Genomic DNA, 19,266 nt, shown 5'->3' on the forward strand with positions numbered 1-19,266 from the left:
CATCCGCGTTCCGGGTGGTAGGGGCCCTTTCCCCGGATTCGGGACATATGCTGGCGCCGGAGGTTCCCATGAGCCACTCCGTCGCCGGAGAGCCGTCCTCTGCCGGCCGCCGCGCCGCGCCGCTGACCACCGCCGTCTACTCGGCCGCCGAGTGGGACCTGCTGACCGGCCTGCCCGGGCGGGTGATCGTGGCCGCTGCCGCGCCCGCCCCGGGTCGGCCCGCACCGGGGGTCGCTGCCGGCCTCGCCGGACTGGACGCGGTGGCGGCCGGCCGGGCCTTCGACAGCGATCTCGTACGCGCCGTGGTCGCCACCATCTACGCGCGCCACGACGAGGCGGCCGACCCGGGCGACCGCCGTACCGATGTGATGGACCTGCTCGCCGCCTGCCGGGCCGCGACCCGGGTGCTGCACCGGCGCGCCGATCCCGCCGACTCGGCCGCGTACCGGCAGTGGGTGCAGTCGGTCGCGGCCCGGGTCTGCGCTGCCGCGACGGCCGGCCCCGCGGGGCTGCCGCCGGCCCCCGCCGACCGGCACCTCCTCGACCGGCTCGGCGGCGCGCTGGGGCTTCGCTGACCCGGCCCCGCCGTCCCGCTGCGTGCCTTGCCTCGCCGGTCGGCCATGCCACCCCGGCCCGCGGCGTCTGCCGTCCCGCCCGCGTCGCCCTGCCGATCCTCCCCGCGCCGCTGCGGGGTGGGGATCCGGCGGGTCGGTGCCGGGGTCGCGGCCCGGCGCCGGCCGGCGGGCCGTACCCTGCGTGACCGTGACCGGTGACCAGCTCGACGTCGGTGTGGGACCGTGGCCAGGGGACCCGCCGGACGATCCGCGCTACGACCCCGAGCTGCTCGCGGAGGGGGATCGGCGCAACGTCGTCGACCGGTACCGCTACTGGCGTCGCGAGGCCGTGGTCGCCGACCTGGACCGGCGCCGGCACGACTTCCACGTGGCGATCGAGAACTGGCAGCACGACTTCAACATCGGCACGGTGGTCCGCAACGCCAACGCCTTCCTCGCCGCCGAGGTGCACGTCGTCGGCCGCCGCAGATGGAACCGGCGCGGCGCCATGGTGACCGACCGCTACCAGCACGTCCGGCACCACGAGACCATCGAGGAGTTCGTCGCCTGGGCGGCCGACCGAAAGCTGCCGGTCATCGGCATCGACAACCTGCCCGGATCGCGGCCGCTGGAGGTCACCACCCTGCCCCGGCGCTGCGTCCTGCTGTTCGGGCAGGAGGGCCCGGGGTTGTCCGACCCGGCGCGGGCGGCCTGCGACCAGCTCTGCTCCATCGCCCAGTACGGCTCGACCCGGTCGATCAACGCCGGGGTGGCCAGCGGCATCGCCATGCACGCCTGGATCCGTACGCACGCCGGCCCGCCGCCCGACTGAGTCGCCCGGCCCACCGAAACCGGCGCTTCGCTTGACGCCGGCGGTGCACGGGACGACGGTGGGGAGGTGAGTGTCGCGGTGAGTTGCCCAAAATGTGGTGGGCCGGTGCGGGCGCCGGACCTGATGCACACCGAGTCGCGTTGCCTCGACTGTGGGCCGGTCTTCCCGCTGCACGTGCCCGAGCACGTCGGAGCCGAGATCGTGGCCAGCGTGGTGGAGCTGATCAGGGCCGCCGCCGAGCCGCCGCACCGGCCGGCCCCGCCGCTGTGGTGCCCGTGGCCGCTGCCGCCGGGCTGGACCATGACCGGCGTGGCGTACGCGGGCGACGACCGCACCGGGGTGCGTGCCACTGCGGTCGCCTGCGCCGGGCCGGAGCCGCTCGGCGGTGGTCCCGCTGACCTGATCTTCGTGGCCGAGGAGCCGGGCGTCGGCCTCGGCACCCGCTTCGGGGGGCTGGCCGGGCCGGATCCGGGCCCCGAACTCGCCCGGGCCCTGACCGACCCGGGACCGGGGCACCCGGAGCACGTCGGGCAGGCCAGGATCAGGGTGGCCGGCCATCCGACTCCACTGTGGCTTGTTAACTCGCCGACGGATCGAAGCGCGTACGCCGGCGAGGCTCGGGGATTGTGGCTTCATGCGATAGCCTGGCCGGCGAGTGCGGGTCACCTGCTCGCGGAGGACGTCGCGTTGTGCGACCTCACCGAGTGGACTCCGCCCGAGCTCGTGTACGGCGCACCGTGTCCGTATTTGCACGGGAAGGCTTGACCAGTTCGGGAGCTCGCAGGGCTCCGGTGCTTGACAAGCGTCCCGGAATGTCGGAGAACGGACGCAGATATTCACTGTACGACACCACACTGATACTCTGGGTGCCGCTGCGGTAATGGGACCCGGCGCCGCGCGAGAGGATGGCCCGCCATGGTCAAGAAGGTCCTCACCTGGGTCGGAATCGCATTCTTGATCTTTTTCGTCGCCTACCGGCCGAACTCTGCGGCGGACGTGTTCAAGTCGCTGGGCGGAGGGATCATGGACATCGCCCAGGGGTTCGGCGACTTCTTCACGAGTCTCGTCGCCTAACCGCCGATGGGAAACCCCGCCGGTCCACCCTTCGATCCCGACGATCCCGATCGGGAGCGCCGGGATCGGGACACGGAACCGATCCCTCGGGTCGGGCCCGACGACGGGCCGGGCTACGGCACCGGTCCGGGCCTCTCCAACGGCCCCTCCTTTTCGGACGACGCCGGCTTCGGCGACGGTCCGGCGTACGCGGGGGAGGGGCGCTCCGGGCGGTCCTGGGTCCGTGACCCGGAGGCCGGCTACCAGCCGCCGCAGATCTCCGAGGACGAGCTGGCCGGCCTGCGGGCCGACTCCGCCGGCATGGCGCCCCGCCGGGTGCTGCCCCTGGAGGACGAGCCCAGCTCGCTGGTGGCGCGCTACCTCTTCCCCACCGAGCGCTACCGGGGCGAGTGGAAGCGGCACTGGATCCACCTCACCACCCCACTGCTGGTCGGCGTCGCGGCGACCTTCGTGCTCGGCTACCTCGCCGGCTTCCTCGCCGGGCAGGACGTCGGCGCGCTGACCACGATCGCGGTGCTGCTCTGGTTCGCCGTGATGGGATGGGTGGCCTGGAAGGTCGCCGACTGGTGGTACGACCGTTTCATCCTGACCAACAAGCGGGTGATGGTGGTCAACGGCATCATCACCCGGCGGGTCGCGATGATGCCGCTGGTCCGGGTCACCGACATGAAGTACGAGCAGACGCCCACCGGGCGGGCGCTCAACTACGGCACGTTCGTGCTCGAGTCCGCCGGCCAGGAACAGGCGCTGCGCGAGGTCAAGAACCTGCCCAACCCGAACGAGCTCTACCTGCGCGTCGTCGAGGAGATGTACGAGCCGCAGGCGGTCGAGGCGCGGCTGGGCAAGGAGGCCGACGAGGCCAAGGCCGACGACGGTGCCTGAGTCCTCTCGTCCGAACGGTGCCCGGGTCTTCTCGTCCGAACATCGAGCAACTGGATACCGTTCGCCGTCGACCTGACCGCTGCGGGCGTGGCAACCTGCCAGGGGACAGGGCGTGGAGGTGGCCGGTGGTGAACAGGGACCCCCTGGAGGAGGAGTTCCGCGACTTCGTCGCGGCCCGCTCCAGCGTCCTGCTGCGCACCGCCTACCTGCTCAGCGGGGACTGGGCCACCGCCGAGGACCTGCTGCAGACCGCGCTGACCAAGACGTACCTGGCCTGGAAGCGGCTCGGCGGGATCGAGGCGATCGAGCCGTACGCCCGCCGGGTCATGATCAATACCTCGACCAGTTGGTGGCGGCGGCGTTGGCACGGTGAACGCCCCACGGAGGTGCTGCCGGAGCGGGCCGGGGTCGACGAGATCGAGCGGCAACTCGACCGCGACCTGCTCTGGCGACACCTGAGCGCGCTGCCCAGCCGGCAGCGGGCGGTGCTCGTGCTGCGCTTCTACGAGGACATGTCCGAGGCGCAGACCGCAGCCCTGCTCAACATCTCGCCCGGCACGGTCAAGAGCCAGACCTCGCGCGCCCTCGGCACCCTGCGCCGCCGGATGGGCGCCGAGGCCGCCCCCGGCCTGCCGGCTCGGCTCGGCTCGGCTCCCACCCCGGCCGACCCGACCCCGCGGCGCGGCGACGGCGGCGGCCGGCCCGGCGGCGGCGCCCGGCCCGCCTCGGCCCCCGGCGGCACGCCGGCCCGGTCGCCGGCCGCCTACGGGGCACCGACGATGGTGGTGGGCGCGGACGCGGCGGCCGTGGTCGCGGCGGCGAACGCGGCACGGCCGGCGCCGGCGGCGAACGCGGCACGGCCGGCGCCGGCGGCGAACGCGGCACGGCCGGCGCCGTCGCCGGACGGGGCACAGCCAGCGCCCGTGGCGGACGGGGCACCTGCCACGCCGGCCGCCGGGCGTTACGCGCCCACCGCCGAGCCGACCGCCGCCCCGGCCGCCCCTGCCGGCGTCGAACCGGCCGTCGAGCCGGCGCGAGAGCCGGTGTCCGCGGCCTCCGGGGCGCGGGCCGGGCGCGGGACGCCACGCGCCGACCCCGACGAGCGGCGCGGCCGGCAGGCCGCCTACCCGGGCGTACCGGCCGGCACCGGCGCCGGGGAGCAGCGGTGAACCCTCCGGCCGGCCCTGCTGACAACCGGACGGACGGCCCGAGGCGTCCACTCGCCGTGACCGAGGACGAACTGGAGCAGGCCGTACGGGAGACGTTCGCCCGCCGGGTCGCCCTCGCCCGTCCGCTCGTCGCCGATCCGGCCGGACTGGCGATCCGGCGGGCCGACCGGTCCCGGCGCCAGCGGGCGCTGGTCGGGGTGGCGCTCGCCGCCGTGGCCACCGTGACGGTCAGCGCCGGGATGATGCAGCTGGGGCAGCCGGGCCGCCGGGCCGGCCCCCCCACCGTGGTGCTCGGCGACCCGTACGCCTCGCCGCTGCCGGGGCCGACCGGTCGGCTGTCGGCCGGCCCGGGGCCCGGACCGGGGCGGAGCGAGGTGGATCTCATCCTCGACGACGCGCTGGTGACGGCCGACGGGCGGCGGCTGGCGCTGCCCGACGTGGCCCCCGCCGCCGAGCGCGCCCAGCGGCTCCCCGGCGGGGCCGGCTGGGCGGTGGTGGGCGCGCCGACGACGGCCGGCCGCTCGCTGTGGATCGTGCTGCCGTACGGGGCGGAGAACCTGCTCCTGGCCGGGGCCCGGGACATCGTCCTCAGCCCGGACGGGCGGCAGGTGTCCTGGCGGGAGGGGACGGAGCTGGTCCTCGCGGGCGTCGTCGGCACGCAGGTGGTCGCCGCGACCCGCACCCCGGTTGCTCCCGGCGCGGTGCCTGTCGGTTTCGTCGGCGACGCCGTCCTGGTCCGGCCCGATCCGGCCCGGCCCGGCCATGCCCTGTGGCGTCCGGCGCTCGGCCCGCCGCGGGACGCGGACGACCAGGCCCTGCACGTCTACGGCACCCGCCCCGACGGGTTGGCTGTCGCGCTGGTTTCCGCCGGCACCCCCCGCCGGCCCTGCGTCGCCCTGCTCGACCCGGCCCGCAACCTCGCGCCGGTGCGCACGGGCTGCGGGCCGAGGCTGGACGGGAACGGTCCCGGCGGGATCTCCGTCGACGGGCGGTGGCTCCTGGCGAACGGGACGGCGGGCGGGAAGCACCGGGCGTTGCTTGTCGACCTGGACCGGCTCGCCTCCACGCCGACGGGCCGCCCGGCCGGCCCGCCCGTGGCCGGGCCGGTGGCCTGGACGCCGCGGGGGACGGCCCACTATTCCGACGGCGCCGGCGCCCTGGTGCGGGTCGAGGTGAGCCGGGTGCTCGGCGGCGAGGCGGCCCTGCCCGCACCCGTGGCCGGCCTGCCTCCCGGGGACCGCCCGGTGCCGGTCGTCGACGGCCACCGTCCCTGACCGCGCCCGCGCGCCCGGGTGGGCCGCCCGGTAGCGTCGGGCCGATGAGCGCGGCACCGCGGATCGACCTGCACGCCCACTCCACCGCCAGCGACGGCACCCTGAGCCCGGCCGAGCTGGTACGGGCGGCGGCGGAGTCGGGACTGGACGTCGTGGCGATCACCGACCACGACACCACCGCGGGCTGGGCGCCGGCCCTGCGGGCCCTGCCGACCGGGCTCAGCCTGGTCCGGGGCGCGGAACTCTCCTGCCGCTGGTACGGCGAGCGGTCGACGCTGTCGCTGCACCTGCTCGCGTACCTGTTCGACCCGGAGGCCCCGGAACTCGTGGCGGAACTGGCCCGGGTGCGCGCCGCCCGGGAGGAGCGGGGCGAACGGATCGTGGCGCTGCTGCGCGCCGACGGGATCGACGTGAGCTGGCCGCAGATCCTGACCGGCGCGGCCGGCGGAACCGTGGGCCGTCCGCACATCGCGCAGGCGCTCATCCGGGCCGGCCTGGTGACCACCACCGCGGAGGCGTTCGGGGCGGCCTGGCTGGGCGAGCGTTACCGGCTGCCGAAGGAGGACATCGACGTCTTCCGCGCGGTCCGGCTCGTCCGCGCGGCGGGCGGCGTGCCGGTCCTCGCCCACCCCCTGGCCAGCCGTCGGGGCCGGGTCGCCCCCGACGAGCTGATCGCCGAGCTGGCCGCGATCGGACTGGCGGGGCTGGAGGCCGACCACGAGGACCACTCCCCGGCCGAGCGGGCGCACGTACACGCCCTGGCCGGCGAGCTGGGGCTGCTGGTGACCGGGTCGTCGGACTTCCACGGCACCCACAAGAGCGTCCGGCTCGGGGCGTTCACCACCGCCCCGGAGGCGTACGAGCGGATCGTCGCAGAGGCGCGCGGCGTGACGGGGGTCGCTTCCGGCTGATCCGCGTTTCCGCTGCCAGCGGCCCGACTACGTTGATCACGTGGATGCCAAGCTGTTCGGCGAGGTCTTCGTGACCCTGCTGGTGATCGTCGACCCGCCGGGCATGATGCCCATCTTCCTGGCGTTGACCGGGCCGCTGCCGGCGCGGGACCGCCACCGGGCGGCCTGGCAGGCCGTCGCCCTGGCGCTGGGCGTGATCGTGATCTTCGCGGTGGCGGGGCAGACGCTGCTCGACTACCTGCACGTGGACCTGCCGGCGTTGCAGGCCGCCGGCGGCCTGCTGCTGGTGCTGGTGGCGTTGGAGCTGCTGACCGGCAAGGCCGACGACCCGAGCCAGCAGACCACCTCGAACATCGCCCTGGTGCCGCTGGGCACGCCGCTGCTCGCCGGCCCCGGCGCGATCGTGGCCACCATGCTCTTCGTCCAGCAGGCCGACGGCGGGGCGGACGTCACGGCCATCGCCGCCGCGATCATCGCGGTGATGGCCACCGTCTGGGTCGTGCTGCGGTTCTCCGGCGGGATCGTCAAGATCCTGCGCCCCGGCGGGATCGAGGTGCTGACCCGCATCGCCGGGCTGCTGCTGGCCGCGATCGCGGTGCAGCTCATCGCGGACGCGGTCGCCGCGTTCGTGCGGCAGTACGTCGACATGGCCTGACCGCGGCCGGTTCTGTCGGGGGCGGATGGCAGGATCGAGGGGTGCGACGAGCCTCTTCAGCGGGACGATCCTCCACCGGCGGCGGCCGGGCGCCACGGCCCCGGGGCGGCCAGCCCGAGCAGCTCGGCTTCGACGGCATGCCGGAGCGGCTCTTCGTGTGCACCCCCAGCAAGCTCGGCGCCTACGCCGACTGCCCCCGGCGCTACCGTTACTCCTACGTCGATCGTCCGGCCCCGCAGAAGGGCCCGCCGTGGGCGCACAACTCGCTCGGTGCGAGCGTGCACACCGCCTTGAAGAACTGGTACGCCCTGAGCCCCGAGCGGCGCCGGCCGGAGGCCCTCGCCGCGTTGCTCAAGGGCACCTGGGTGCGCGAGGGCTACCGCGACGACGAGCAGGAACGGGCGGCCTACCGGCGGGCTCTGGGCTGGCTGGAGTCCTACGTCGAGACCCTGGAGCCCGGGTCCGACCCGCTCGGCGTGGAGCGGGTGGTGGCGGTCAAGACCGCCGTGCTGGCCTTCAACGGCCGGACCGACCGGATCGACTCCCGCACAGGGCCCGACGGTCGCGAGCTGGTGATCGTCGACTACAAGACGGGCCGCAGCGGGTCGGACGCCGACGACGCGCGCGGCTCGCAGGCGCTGGCGCTCTACGCGTACGCCGCCGAGCGGGTGTTCCGACTGCCCTGCCGGCGGGTGGAGCTGCACCACCTGCCGACCGGCACGGTGGCCGCCCACGAACACACCGTGGAGTCGTTGGCCCGGCAGCTCGGCCGTGCGGAGGAGACGGCCCGCGACATCATGGCCGCCGAGCGGACGGTCGCCGACGGGGGCGACCCCGACGAGGCGTTCCCGACCACGCCGGGCCCGCGCTGCGGCTGGTGCGACTACCGGCGCGTCTGCCCGGCGGGGGCGCAGGTGCCGGGCAAGGAGCCGTGGGCGGCCGTCGAACGCGCCGTCGACCCGGTGCCCGGCCAGGGCTGACCGCATCGTCGACCCGGTGCCGGCCGCCTTGCCGGCGCCTCCCCGGAAACGCGTCGAGGCCTTCCGCCGGCGGGGTGGCACGGCCGCCGGCGGCCCTCCGGCCCGTGGCGGGGCGGTCAGGCGGCGGTGCCGGTGAGGCGGGCGGCGCGTTCCTTGGCGGCCTGCTGCAACGGTCCCTCCAGCCATCGGCGAGGCACCGTGGCGAGGGTGAGCCGCAGCGCCCGCACGCTCAGGTCGGCGGAGAGGGCGGTGGTGGGCAGGCCCAGTCCGCCGTACATCCGTCGGGCCCAGGCTGGTAGCAGGGCGAGGGCGGTGGCGGCGATGCCGAAGTACGCCCATCGGGGTGGCCCGAGGTTGAGCCCGATCCGGGCGGGCATGCTGAGCTTCCACGGGATCGGCGGCGCGGTGAGGAATACCGCCGTCTCGGCGGCCTCGCGGGTCATCCGCAGCTCCGGGCGGATCCGCCGGTAGTAGTCGGCCACCTCGGCGGCCGTGCCGGGCACCGTCTCCGGGTCGAGGCCGACCAGGGCGGCGGAGCGCCGCTGCTCGGTGTAGTAGCCGTCGATCTCGGCGGGGGTCAGTGGCAGGCCGGCCCGGCGGGCCGTGTCGAGGAACGACTCGACCTCGGTGACGTGCACCCAGCGCAGCAACCCGGGGTCGTCGACGCGGAACTCCTCGCCGGTGAACAGGTCGGTGGCCCGCAGGCGGGCGTGCCGGCGGCGCACCCGCAGCCCGGCGGCCTCCGCCTCGGCCGTGGTGCCGTGGATGGTGGTGCCCACGTAGGTGGCGGTGCGTACCAGGCGGCCCCAGGCGTCGGAGCGGTAGTTGCTGTTCTGGGCGACCCCGGCCATGGCCCGGGGATGCAGCGACTGAAGGTAGAGCGAACGCAGGCCGGCGACGATCAGGATTGGCTCCTCGTGCACCTTCCACGTGACCGAACCCGGACCGAAGAGACCGAGGTCATCGGAGTCCACCGACCAAGCGTGCCACGGCCCGGCGCGGCGTGCCGGCAGTGAGCCGCGCGGGGTCTGGTTCCCGCAGGCTGTCAGCCGTCAGCGGGCCCGGCAGGCGGGGCAGCGGCCCCAGAAGGTGACTTCCGCCTCGTCGACCTCGAAGCCGTGGGCGACGTCCGGGTCCAGGCAGGGCGCGCTACCGACCGCGCAGTCGATGTCGGCGATCTCGCCACAGCCCCGGCAGACCACGTGGTGGTGGTTGTCCCCGGCCCGGGCCTCGTACCGGGCGGGACTGCCGGCCGGCTCTATCCGCCGGGACAACCCGGCCAGCGACAGCGCGCCCAACACGTCGTAGACCGCCTGGGTGGAGACCGAGTCGAGGCGCTCGCGGACCCGGCGGGTGATCTCGTCGACCTCAAGGTGGCCGCCGCCGGCCAGCACGTCGAGTACGGCGAGGCGCGGCCGGGTGACCCGCAGGCCCCTCGACCGCAGCAGTTCCTCGCCACCGGGCATGCGCCAATGACAGCACGCGGGCCGGGGACCGACAACCGGCCTCCGGGCCGGGGTGGCGCCGGACACAGGGGGCCACCCGGCCGGCCTCCGGGGCCTGGTTGCCGGGCCGCTGGCCGAGCGGTACGCGCTGGGCGCGGCGGCCGGTGCGCCGTACGCTGGCATCCCCCCGACCGCGTACCGCCGGAGGTTCGATGTTCAAGGAGATCCTGGGCCTGCCGGCCCACGTGCTGGTGGTGCACGCGGTCGTGGTGCTCGTGCCGCTGCTGGCCCTGCTCTCCGCCGCGTACGTGGCGCTGCCCCGGTTCCGGTCGCGGCTGGACTGGGCGGTGGCGATCCTCGCTGTGGTCGCGCCCGCCTCGGCCTTCGTCGCGGTCCAGTCGGGTGAGGAGCTGAACGACGCCTTCGTGGCCCGGGGCATGCAGGGCCCGATCCTGGAGCAGATCCTGACGCACTCGCGCTACGGCGACATCCTGTTCCGCTGGGTGCTGCCGCTGGCCGTGGCGGCGCTGCTGCTGCTCGTGGCGACCAGCGGGCACCCACGGGTGCCGAAGCTGCCGTCCTGGGTGACCCCGGTGCTCTCCGTCGTGGTGGTGGCGCTCGGCGTCGTCAGCCTCCTCTACGTCTACCTCACCGGGCATTCCGGGGCCGAGACCGTCTGGGGTAACACTCTCTGACGTCCGGCCTCCTACTCTCGGCGGTCAGAACAGGAGCCGGGAACAGAGCACGCAGACGAGGATCACCAGCACCACCCCGGCGAGCGTGCCCACGCCGTACGTGAGTCGCTGCGCCCGCTGCTCCGCGACGTCGAGTTCCGCCATGTCCTGCGGCGGTAGCCGGCGCGGCGGCGGTGGCCGCAGGTATACGGGCGGACGCCAACCGGCCGGCGGTGGGGTGCTCGGGGGCGGACCCGGATAGCCGCTTCCACGAGCCGGGACCGGCGCCGGCCCGGCGGCGGGCCGCTCGGGCGAGGTGTCGGGCCGCCGCCAGTACTCGTCCGGGGAACCGCCGGAGGTGGGGGTCGTCACGCCGTCCGACGCTACCAACGCGCAAGCCGGCCGGCCGGCTGGACGCGGCGGGTGGGTTGCCGGGCCGCGTCGGGTCGACGGTTCGGGCTCCGGCCCTGTCGCCACCGTCACCACCGGTCGTCGTGCGCCGGTCGCCATGCTGCTGGGAGGCCCTGTCGTCGTGCTGCTCGCAGGCCCTCCGGCGCCGATGTCGTCGTTGCCTGCCGGCTGCTGCCCCGGTCGAACCGCAACGCGACGCGGTTCCACGCACTTTCACGACAGCGGCTGCCCAACCGGCCGCCGTTCACCGCGTGGTCACCGGGACCGGGCTCCGACACCAACCATGGGGCGTCCTTCTCGGGGTCAGGCTTCCGCCGGCTCGCGGCGGCGGGCCATCGCCCGTTCGATGCCTTGCTACCGGTGCACGATCATGCGCTGGGCGGTGCGCGGTACGTCATTCGTCTCTCGCGACGGCGAGTGTGCGTGAGTCGGTTACGACATCAGCTCCAAAGCGCAGTGAAAGCGCACTCGGGACTCTCGCGGCTTGCGCGGTGGACCCCGCGCCGCGGGGTGCTGTGCGAGTGAGCCCTGCTCTCCTGCCGTTCCGAGGCCGCTGAGCGGGTCGCGGCTGCGCTAGTGTTGCCGCTCGTGAGTATCAGCGAGGATCCGGGCCTGGCGGCGGTACGCGACGCCGACGATCGCACGGTCGACCTGAGCGACGACTTCGTGGTGCTGCCGGAGCAGACGGCCGACGACACGGATCGGGGTTGGGGCGAGCGCCCAGGCGGCAACGACGACTGGCTGCTCGCGGAGCGTCCCCCGCACTGGGAGTGAGCGATAACCGCCGGGCGGGATCAAGGCCGGTGCGGAGCCGGGGCGTCGTGCAGGGGCAGGTTGAGGCTGGGCTGGCTGCCCGCACGGTCCCGGGGCGGAGCTGAGCCCGGCCCCGGGCCGATGCGGTGTGGGTCAGGAGGGGCCGGTGGTGCTGGCGGCCGGGGCCTTGCCCCCGCCGCTGCCGGAGGAGGAGCCCCCCGTGCTCGACGAGGAGCCGGAGGATCCCGAAGACCCCGACGACGAGGCCGAGGACGCGGCGGACGAACCGGAGTCGCCGCCGGAGGACGAGTCGGACTTGGCCGGCTTGGCGGCGCCACCGCTCTTCGCGGCCTCGGAGGCGGACGAGCGCGAGTCGGTGCGATAGAAGCCCGAACCCTTGAACACGACGCCGACGGAGTTGAAGACCTTCCGCAGCCGCCCCTCACAGGCGGGGCACTCGCTCAGCGGCGCGTCGGAGAAGGACTGCACCGCCTCGAGTTGGTGACCGCACGCGGTGCAGGCGTACTGGTAGGTGGGCACGTTCTCCTCCGGATCTGGCACGGCCGGTTGGCACTCGACGTATTCGAGTGCCAATGGTGCGTCATCGCCCCCGGATTCGTCCAGCGGAAGTGTGTGGCGCGACACCCGAGGCGTCGTCCAGCGTACGCAGGCCGTCGGCGGGTGTGACGACCGCGCGTACCGGCCGGTCGTGGGGCTCGGCGGGAAGGGCCTCCACCAACTCGCCGTCGTGCAGCGGCACCACGGTCAGCGTGCTCGCCGGTACCCGCGCCAGCGCCCGGTCGTAGGAGCCGCCGCCCCGGCCCAGCCGTCGGCCCTGACGGTCCACCGCCAGCGCCGGCAGCACCACCAGCGGCACGCCGGCGACCGCCGAGCGGCCCAGTCGCGGCCCGGCCGGCTCGCGCATACCCCGTCCGGCAGCCACCAGTCCGGCGGGCCCGCTCCAGGCGGCCCAGTCCAGGTCGAGGTCGTCGCAAAGCACCGGCAACAGCAACTCCCCGCCCGGCGGCAGCGCCGCGTGCAGCACCGCCGGCAGGTCGGGCCCGCCCGGTTCGGAGCCGACCGGCACGTACGCGGTCATCCGGAGCGGGCGCAGCCGCCGTACGAGAGCCACCAGCCCGGCCTGCACGCGCCCGGCGGCGTCGGCCCGCCGCGACGCGTCCAACGCCCGACGGCGGGCGAGGACGGCGGCGCGCGCCGCCCGTTTCGCTTCTTCCGCTCCATGAGAAAAATCGGGCACGCAACACTCCTGACGCAACGTTCGTCACCTGGTGGCTCTGTGTCAGCATCGCAAGCAACGGCGGCGGAACTTCCGGGGGGACCGAGTGACGCTACGCGGGCGGTTGACCACAGCCTTCCTGGCGGTGGCGCTCGGCCCGGTGGTGCTCGCGGTGATGTTCGTCGGGGCGACCGTGGCGGCGGTCGACGCGAGCCGGTCGACGGAGCGGCTCGCGGTGGCCGCCGCAGCCGTACGCACCTCCGTCGACGCCCTCTGCCAGCAGTTGCGGGCCGCCGCAGACGCGGTCGCCCTCACCGGGGACCGGCCCGCCGTCGCGAGTCAGGTGGTCCGCCGTGGTCTGGCGGCCGCCGTGCGGGTCACCGACGTCGACGAGCGGGTCACCTACGCCACGCCCGGCGGCCCGCCGGCGCCCTGGCGGGACTGCGCCGACCCGCCGGCGCCCGGGCCGGTGTGGGCGCTCGCGGCCCGCGCCGACCTGCGTGACCAGGCCGGCGGGCCGCTGGGCGCGATCACCGCCGCGCAGCCGGTCGACCCGGCCTTCGTGGCCCGCCTCGCGGCCGTGACGGGGGTGGCGGTCACCCTCGTCGTCGATGTCGGGGCGCCCACCCGGTTCGCCCACAGCACCGAGCCGACCGCCGCACGCGACGCGGTGCTCGCCGCCGCCGGCACCCTCGACGGCGAGCGGGTCACCGAGACCCCCGGTGGCCGGTACGTCCGCCTGGTCGGCCCGTCCAGCGGGCAGCCCCTGTCGCTGGTGCTGTCGGTGCCCAGCGAACGACCGCCGGGGCTCTACGCCGCCCTGGCCTCGGCGGTGCTGGTGGCGGCCCTGCTGGCCGTGGTGGCCGCCTGGCGGCTGGCCCGGGTCACCACCCGGCCGTTGGGCGAGCTGGCGGGCGCGGCGGACCGGGTGGCCCGCGGTGACCTGACCGCCCGGGTGCCGGTGCGCAGCCGCGACGAGATCGGCCGGCTGGCCGGCGCGTTCAATCGGATGACCCGAGAGACGGGCACCTACGTGGCGGCGCTGACCAGCAGCCGCGACCAGCTACGCGGGCACCTCGCGGTGCTGGGGGACACCCTGGCCAGCACGCACGACCTGCAACGCATCATGCGGGTGATCCTGCACAGCGCGATCGCGGCGACGGGCGCCCGCGCGGGGGCGGTGCTGCTGGTGGACGACGGCGGGGTGCTCGTCGCGCAGTGCACCGAGGGACTGGCCGATCCCGCCGGGACCGACGAGCGGGCGGGGCCGCCACAGGTGCCGCTGGCCGGGGGCGTGGTGGGCGCCGTCGTGGTGACCGGCGAGCCCTGCCGGGGCCGGGTGGAGCCCGCCACCGGGCCGCCGGGGGAGCCGCACTGCCGGACGTACATCGCGGTGCCGTTCGCGGCCCCCGGCACGGCCGGCCCGCCCGAGGCCGCCCGCACCGACGGGGCGGGTCCCCACGGGGACGGGCCGGGTGCCCGCCCCTGGTCGGAGCCGGCCAAACCGGTCGGTGCGCTCGGCGTGCTGGTCCTCTACGACCGCCTCGGCGCGGACGAGTTCGACGACGACGACCTGGTCACCCTGCGCACCTTCGCCGGGCACGCCGCGGTGGCGGTGGACAACGTGCGGGTGCACGAGGAGGCGCAGCGGCTCTCGCTGACGGACCCGCTCACCGGGCTGTGGAACTACCGCTACCTGCGTGAGTCGATCCGCCGGGAGGTCGAGCGGGCGAGCCGGTTCGGCCGGATGCTCAGCGTCCTCGCCCTCGACCTGGACCGGTTCAAGGACGTCAACGACACGCACGGGCACACGGCCGGCGACGCCGTGCTGGCCGAGTTCGCGCGCCGGGTGCGCGGCGAGATCCGCGAGGTCGACCTCGCCTTCCGGCAGGGTGGGGAGGAGTTCGTGCTACTGCTGCCGGAGACCGACGCCCGAGGGGCGGCGATCGTCGCCGAGCGGCTCGGCGCGGCGATCCGGGAGAACCCCATCACCGCCGACGGGCACGGCGGTGCCGCGGTGGCCATCGCGGTGACCGTCTCCATCGGCATCGCCGTGCATCCCGATCACGGCGGCACCGGGCAGCAGGTGCTGGATGCCGCCGACGACGCGCTCTACGCCGCCAAGGCCGCGGGTCGTGACACCTGGCGCCTCGCCGGGGCGCGGGCCGAGACGCCGGCGCGGGAGATTCCCGTACCCGCCTCGGCCAGCACACCCGAGGACGGCATGCCGCGCGCCGGCGCGCCCCGCCAGCCGGTGCGGGCCCGTACCGAAGCGGTGGATCCGGCCGACGCCGACCCCGGGGGCGCGCCCACCGGCCCCGGCCCGGTGGGGCCAGGTCCCTGTGGCGGCGCGTCTTCCGGTCCTCACCCGCCACGGCAGAGCCGTGGCCGATAGTCTCGCGACATGTCGGAGCACTCAGCGAACCCCTCAACGGCGACCGCCGCAACCGGTCGCTCCCGCGCGGTCAAGGCCGTCATTCCGGCGGCCGGACTGGCCACCCGGTTCCTCCCGGCCACGAAGGCGGTGCCCAAGGAGCTGCTCCCCGTGGTCGACCGGCCGGTGTTGCAGTACATCGTCGAGGAGGCCACCCAGGCCGGCATCGGTGACGTCCTGCTGATCACCGGACGGGGCAAGACGTCGATGGTGGACCACTTCGACCGCCGCCCCGACCTGGAGGCGCGGCTGGAGGCGAAGGGCGACGCCGAGCGGCTGGCCGCGGTACGCGCCCCCAGCGAGCTGGCCGAGATCTACACCTGCCGCCAGCCCGAGCAGCTCGGCCTGGGCCACGCCGTCGGCTACGCCGAGTCGCACGTCGGTGACCAGCCGTTCGCGGTCCTGCTGGGCGACGAGTTCGTCAAGGAGTCCGAGCCGCTGCTGCCGGCCATGTTGGAGCTCCAGGCGCGCACCGGCGGTGTGGTCCTGGCCTTCTTCGAGGTCGACCCGGCCGAGACGAAGCGCTACGGCATCGCCTCGGTGGAGCCGGCGGAGTCCGAGCTGACCGACATCGGCGAGGTGGTGCGGGTCACCGGCATGGTGGAGAAGCCCAAGCCGGAGGACGCGCCGAGCAACCTCGCGGTGCTGGGCCGCTACGTGCTGCCGGCCAGCATCTTCGACGCGATCCGGCGGACGAAGCCCGGCAGCGGGGGAGAGATCCAGCTCACCGACGCGATGGAGCTGCTGCGCAGCGAGGGCACCCCGGTGCACGCGATCGTCTACCGGGGCACCCGCTACGACACCGGCATGCCGCTGGGCTACCTCCAGACGGTGGTGCAGATCGCCGTCGAGCGCGACGACCTCGGCGCCGAGTTCCGCGCCTGGCTGACCGGATTCGTCAACTCCGACGCGTCGGGCGTGACTGGTACATGACGGCGTCGGCCGACGCCGAGGCGGCCGCGAACGAGTTGACGCCGCTCGCCGACTACCTGGGCAGCGTGCTGCGCAGGTTACGCGCGCTGCCTCCGCTCGACCTCGACCTCACCCAGGCGCACGGCAACGTCCTCGCCGAGGACGTCGTCGCGCCGCACTCCTTCCCGGCCTTCGACCAGGCGGCCGTGGACGGCTACGCGGCACGCTGGGAGGACATTTCCGGCGGCGGGCGCAGCATGGGCTACGTGCCGACGCAGTCCGGCGGGCCGGGCGGGCGCATCGTGCGGCTCAACGTCGTCGGTGACCTCGGCGCGGCGAGCTGGCGGCCCGTCCGGCTCACCCCCGGGGCGTGCTTCTCCGTCGCCGCCGGTGCGCCGCTGCCGCTCACCGCGGACGTGGTCGTCCCGGTCGAGTGGACCGACCAGGGCATGGCCGCGGTGGAGATCTTCAGCGTCCCCAAACGGGGGTACGGGGTGCGCCGTGCCGGCGAGGAACTGCCGGCCGGCACCCTGCTGGCCCGGGCCGGCACCTACGTGTCGCCGGCGCTGGTCGCGGTCTTCGCCGCGACCGGCATCGGGCACGTCGTGGTCCGGCCCAGCCCCCGGGTGGTCATCGTGGCCACCGGCGACGAGCTGGTCGACGTGGGCAGGGGCAGCCAGCCGGGCCAGACGGTCGACGCCAACTCGCACGCGCTGACCGCCGCCGCGGCCGAGGTGGGGGCCCTGGCATACCGGGTGGGCATCTGCGACGACGACCCGGACGGGCTGCGCGGGCTGCTGGAGGACCAGACGCTGCGGGCCGATCTGATCATCACCACCGGTGGCACCGGCACCGGCCCGGGGGACATGGTGCGTCGGGTCCTCTCCCGGCGGGAGGGCGGCCGGGCCGGCCCGGTCACCTTCACCGAGGTCGCGCTCTATCCCGGCACCTCGCTCGGCTTCGGCACGGTCGGCGCGGAGGAGGTGCCGGTGGTCTGCCTGCCCGGTGACACGGGCTCGGCCCTGATCGGCTTCGAGGTGTTGGCCCGCCCGGCGATCAACCTGCTGGCCGGGGCGGAGCCGGTGTTCCGGCCCAGCGTCCGCGCGCACCTGCTGGAGACGATCTCCTCCCCGGCGGGGCTGCGCGAGTTCCGCCCCGCGCACGTCGCCGAGCGGCGCGGCGGGGGCTACACTGTGCAGCCGCTCAACGGTGGCCCGTACACCCTTTCCGGGCTGGCCGAGGCGAACGGGCTGATGGTGCTCGGCGAGCGGGTGACCAGCGCGGCGGCCGGGTCCACGGTCGACGTCCTCCTGCTGGACCGGCGCCGGTGAGCGCGAGGCGGGGGGAACGGACGTCGTGTTGAGCCTGTTCAATCCGGAAAACGTCCCGGGATGGCCGGCGGAGCTGGTCGACGGGCCGGTGCTGTTGCGTCCCTACCGGCGTTCGGATGCCGCCGCCTGGTCGGAGGTGCGCCGGGCCAACCGGGAGTGGTTGGCGCCGTGGGAGTCGTCGGTGCCGGGCGGCTGGCACGAGCTGAACTCGCCGGCCGCGTTCCGTTGGGTGCACCGCGACCAGCGCCGCTCGGCGCGTGCCGGCGAAGGGCTGCCGTTCGCCGTCTGCCTGCGCGAGGGTGGCCGGGAGCGGCTGGTCGGCCATCTCAACGTCGGCAACATCGTGCGGCGGGCGTTCTGCTCCGGGTACGTGGGGTACTGGGTGGATTCCCGGGTGGCCGGTCGCGGCGTCATGCCCACCGCGCTGGCGCTCGCCGTCGACCACGCCTTCGACGTGGCCGGGCTGCACCGGGTCGAGGTGAACATCCGCCCCGAGAACCGGCCGTCCCGCCGGGTGGTGGAGAAGCTGGGCTTCCGCGAGGAGGCGTACCACGTGCGGTACATGCACATTGACGGTGCGTGGCGGGACCACATCGGATACGCGATGACCAGCGAGGAGGCCGCCGCCGAGGGTGGGCTGCTGGCCCGCTGGCGGCGGATCCGCACCACCGCCGGGTGAGCCGTCCCACGCACGGGATCGGCGCGGCGTGTCAGCATCCGCGTCCGCGGCCCGTAACCTCAAGTAACTGCAAGCTGTGGCAAGCGCTGCTCCATCCGTACGATCCGCGTTCCCGTCCACCACCGGTGGAAGATCATGCGGCCGGATGGCGGTTGCTCCGAATTCGGTGACGGGAGGGGTGAGGGTGCCGACCTCGGTGCTCCTCGCCGTCCTCGCCGCCGCCGGCCTGCTCGCCCTCGCCCCGGCGCTGGTCCGCCGGTACGACGCCACCGAGCGGCTGGTGGCGGAGCGGGCGCAGTCGACGGCGCGGGTACTCCAGCGCCGCCGGCGTCGCCGCACTGTGCCGGGTCGGCAGCCGGTGCATCCGCCCCGCACCCTCGTGATCACGTTGAGCGAGAACGCGGACACGGGCGGTCTCTCCGCGCCGGTCTCCGCGCCCCCCGCCGCCCGCCGCTCGAAGCGGCTGCGCGCCGTGCCGCCGGCCCCCAGGAAGGGGCGTCGCCGCCCGCCGCCCCGCCGGCAGCACACCCCCGCCGTCTATCGCCGCCGCCGGGTGCTCGCCGCGCTGCTGCTGCTCAACTTCGTCGAACTGATCGGCGTGATCGTGGTCAGCCCCGGATTCTGGATCAGCTTCGGAGTCACCGCCGCCCTGTTGGCCGCGTACGTGGTACACCTGCGGCGGCTGGCGGTGGCGGACCGCCGGCGGCGTCGGTCGCGCGCCCGCGAGGCGGCGTGGCTGGCCGCCCGGCAGGCCGAGGTGCGGCGGGAACAGGCCCGCCGTCAGGCGGCCCGCCGGGACGCGCAGCGCCGCCTGGCGGCCCAGCGCGAGGTGGTACGCCGCGCGGCGATGGGCCTGGACCGTCCGGCCGACCTGCCGGCGGCGGTCAACGGCGGCTCGGTCTCCTACCGGCGCTCCGGCGGCCTGCGCGGTCGCCCCTACCAGTCCGGTCGTACCTCCCACTCGCCCTGACTCCGATCCCGGCCGTGGATCTTCTCCGACGGCGCTGTGGATCTTGTTTGGCGAGATCTTGGTGATTTTCGGCCCCCGGAGGGGCCGAT

At 75.0% G+C, this 19,266-nt stretch carries 22 protein-coding genes; 17 read left to right on the plus strand and 5 right to left on the minus strand.

Going from position 1 to position 19,266, the window contains the following annotated elements:
- The first annotated feature begins 68 nt into the window (after positions 1-68).
- From ACQ452_RS03615 to ACQ452_RS03660, 10 genes are all read left to right on the plus strand, one after another.
- Positions 69-575, plus strand: coding sequence for a hypothetical protein (locus ACQ452_RS03615; RefSeq protein WP_433389661.1), 507 nt, complete (start codon positions 69-71; stop codon positions 573-575).
- A gap of 187 nt (positions 576-762) precedes the next feature.
- A complete protein-coding gene (locus tag ACQ452_RS03620; RefSeq protein WP_433389663.1) occupies positions 763-1,386 on the plus strand; it encodes a TrmH family RNA methyltransferase in 624 nt (207 codons plus the stop codon).
- 78 nt (positions 1,387-1,464) lie between these two features.
- On the plus strand, positions 1,465-2,151 hold the full coding sequence (locus ACQ452_RS03625; protein WP_433389666.1) for a DUF6758 family protein: 687 nt from the start codon (positions 1,465-1,467) through the stop codon (positions 2,149-2,151).
- Positions 2,152-2,301: 150 nt separating this feature from the next.
- On the plus strand, positions 2,302-2,460 hold the full coding sequence (locus ACQ452_RS03630) for a hypothetical protein (protein WP_433389669.1): 159 nt from the start codon (positions 2,302-2,304) through the stop codon (positions 2,458-2,460).
- A 6-nt stretch (positions 2,461-2,466) separates the two neighbouring features.
- A complete protein-coding gene (locus tag ACQ452_RS03635; protein ID WP_433389672.1) occupies positions 2,467-3,342 on the plus strand; it encodes a PH domain-containing protein in 876 nt (291 codons plus the stop codon).
- A 128-nt stretch (positions 3,343-3,470) separates the two neighbouring features.
- Positions 3,471-4,511 (plus strand): SigE family RNA polymerase sigma factor, encoded by a 1,041-nt coding sequence (locus ACQ452_RS03640; RefSeq protein ID WP_433389675.1) that lies wholly within the window; start codon positions 3,471-3,473, stop codon positions 4,509-4,511.
- Positions 4,512-4,567: 56 nt separating this feature from the next.
- Positions 4,568-5,785, plus strand: coding sequence for a hypothetical protein (locus tag ACQ452_RS03645; protein WP_433389678.1), 1,218 nt, complete (start codon positions 4,568-4,570; stop codon positions 5,783-5,785).
- Positions 5,786-5,829: 44 nt separating this feature from the next.
- A complete protein-coding gene (locus tag ACQ452_RS03650; RefSeq protein WP_433389680.1) occupies positions 5,830-6,696 on the plus strand; it encodes a PHP domain-containing protein in 867 nt (288 codons plus the stop codon).
- A 40-nt stretch (positions 6,697-6,736) separates the two neighbouring features.
- Entirely contained in the window at positions 6,737-7,351 is a 615-nt protein-coding gene (locus ACQ452_RS03655; protein ID WP_433389682.1) for a MarC family protein, read from the plus strand.
- A 137-nt stretch (positions 7,352-7,488) separates the two neighbouring features.
- Entirely contained in the window at positions 7,489-8,331 is an 843-nt protein-coding gene (locus ACQ452_RS03660) for a RecB family exonuclease (RefSeq protein ID WP_433393962.1), read from the plus strand.
- Positions 8,332-8,447: 116 nt separating this feature from the next.
- Here ACQ452_RS03660 and ACQ452_RS03665 read toward each other — a convergent pair whose 3' ends face one another.
- On the minus strand, positions 8,448-9,305 hold the full coding sequence (locus ACQ452_RS03665; RefSeq protein ID WP_433389684.1) for an oxygenase MpaB family protein: 858 nt from the start codon (positions 9,303-9,305) through the stop codon (positions 8,448-8,450).
- Positions 9,306-9,383: 78 nt separating this feature from the next.
- Complete coding sequence (locus tag ACQ452_RS03670; RefSeq protein ID WP_433389687.1) at positions 9,384-9,797, minus strand: Fur family transcriptional regulator; 414 nt, start codon at positions 9,795-9,797, stop codon at positions 9,384-9,386.
- A 191-nt stretch (positions 9,798-9,988) separates the two neighbouring features.
- Here ACQ452_RS03670 and ACQ452_RS03675 point away from each other — a divergent pair, with 191 nt between their 5' ends.
- Positions 9,989-10,471 (plus strand): DUF2231 domain-containing protein, encoded by a 483-nt coding sequence (locus ACQ452_RS03675; protein ID WP_433389689.1) that lies wholly within the window; start codon positions 9,989-9,991, stop codon positions 10,469-10,471.
- 24 nt (positions 10,472-10,495) lie between these two features.
- Here ACQ452_RS03675 and ACQ452_RS03680 read toward each other — a convergent pair whose 3' ends face one another.
- Positions 10,496-10,822 (minus strand): hypothetical protein, encoded by a 327-nt coding sequence (locus tag ACQ452_RS03680; protein ID WP_433389692.1) that lies wholly within the window; start codon positions 10,820-10,822, stop codon positions 10,496-10,498.
- Positions 10,823-11,440: 618 nt separating this feature from the next.
- On the opposite strand from ACQ452_RS03680, the gene ACQ452_RS03685 reads away from it, so the two are divergent.
- Positions 11,441-11,635 (plus strand): hypothetical protein, encoded by a 195-nt coding sequence (locus ACQ452_RS03685; protein WP_433389694.1) that lies wholly within the window; start codon positions 11,441-11,443, stop codon positions 11,633-11,635.
- A 132-nt stretch (positions 11,636-11,767) separates the two neighbouring features.
- On the opposite strand, the gene ACQ452_RS03690 is transcribed toward ACQ452_RS03685, so the two are convergent.
- Positions 11,768-12,175 (minus strand): FmdB family zinc ribbon protein, encoded by a 408-nt coding sequence (locus tag ACQ452_RS03690; RefSeq protein ID WP_433389696.1) that lies wholly within the window; start codon positions 12,173-12,175, stop codon positions 11,768-11,770.
- Between the two features lie 40 nt (positions 12,176-12,215).
- Positions 12,216-12,872, minus strand: a complete 657-nt coding sequence (locus ACQ452_RS03695) for a 5-formyltetrahydrofolate cyclo-ligase (protein ID WP_433389699.1) — start codon at positions 12,870-12,872, stop codon at positions 12,216-12,218.
- 85 nt (positions 12,873-12,957) lie between these two features.
- On the opposite strand from ACQ452_RS03695, the gene ACQ452_RS03700 reads away from it, so the two are divergent.
- The 5 genes from ACQ452_RS03700 (at position 12,958) to sepX (ending at position 19,177) form a co-directional block, all read left to right on the plus strand.
- Entirely contained in the window at positions 12,958-15,246 is a 2,289-nt protein-coding gene (locus ACQ452_RS03700; protein ID WP_433389702.1) for a diguanylate cyclase, read from the plus strand.
- Positions 15,247-15,255: 9 nt separating this feature from the next.
- Complete coding sequence (locus tag ACQ452_RS03705; protein WP_433389705.1) at positions 15,256-16,218, plus strand: UTP--glucose-1-phosphate uridylyltransferase; 963 nt, start codon at positions 15,256-15,258, stop codon at positions 16,216-16,218.
- A complete protein-coding gene (locus tag ACQ452_RS03710) occupies positions 16,215-17,528 on the plus strand; it encodes a molybdopterin molybdotransferase MoeA (protein WP_433389708.1) in 1,314 nt (437 codons plus the stop codon). Before ACQ452_RS03705 ends, ACQ452_RS03710 begins: the two co-directional genes overlap by 4 nt.
- A 34-nt stretch (positions 17,529-17,562) precedes the next feature.
- Positions 17,563-18,207 carry a GNAT family N-acetyltransferase gene (locus ACQ452_RS03715; protein ID WP_433393964.1) on the plus strand — a complete coding sequence of 215 codons (645 nt, stop codon included), beginning with the start codon at positions 17,563-17,565 and terminating at the stop codon, positions 18,205-18,207.
- Positions 18,208-18,385: 178 nt separating this feature from the next.
- Entirely contained in the window at positions 18,386-19,177 is a 792-nt protein-coding gene (gene sepX / locus ACQ452_RS03720) for a divisome protein SepX/GlpR (RefSeq protein ID WP_433389711.1), read from the plus strand.
- Positions 19,178-19,266 lie beyond the last annotated feature (89 nt).

This window comes from Micromonospora sp. KLBMP9576 (assembly GCF_050941805.1).
Taxonomy (GTDB): Bacteria; Actinomycetota; Actinomycetes; order Mycobacteriales; family Micromonosporaceae; genus Micromonospora.